The organism is Rhodococcus sp. MurmanLake-1, assembly GCF_056945715.1.
In genome coordinates this window covers 1-276 of the sequence record NZ_JBWZNF010000084.1, presented here as the reverse complement: position 1 = coordinate 276, position 276 = coordinate 1, and the positions used below count along the sequence as shown (strand labels likewise).

Annotated in this window: 1 protein-coding gene; it reads right to left on the bottom strand. The window is 49.3% G+C overall.

Annotated elements, in window-relative coordinates; all coding sequences use genetic code 11:
* On the bottom strand, positions 1 to 215 hold a 215-nt coding region (locus AC2ETI_RS32745), incomplete at its 3' end, for a hypothetical protein (RefSeq protein WP_483635067.1).
* Positions 216 to 276 lie beyond the last annotated feature (61 nt).

The window sequence follows — 276 nt, the reverse complement described above, 5'->3', positions numbered from 1 at the left end:
CCTTGCGGGTACACTTTTTGCTTCCCGCCTCCTGCCATGTTTTCTCTACCTTCTGTGCCCATTCTTCTGCTGTTTTGTCCGCCGCCGATACTTCCATCACCCTGCCGGTTCCGGCTGTCAGAACGACTGCCAGTACTCCCCAAAGTAATTTGTAACAGCGTTTCTTCTGAAAAAATCTTCCCATAAATAAACCCCTTTCTTTCCCGTCGCTTCATTCCCATCGTATTAACAGATGGTGCCTCCTCCCAGCACCACACCATCCTCATAAAAGACAAC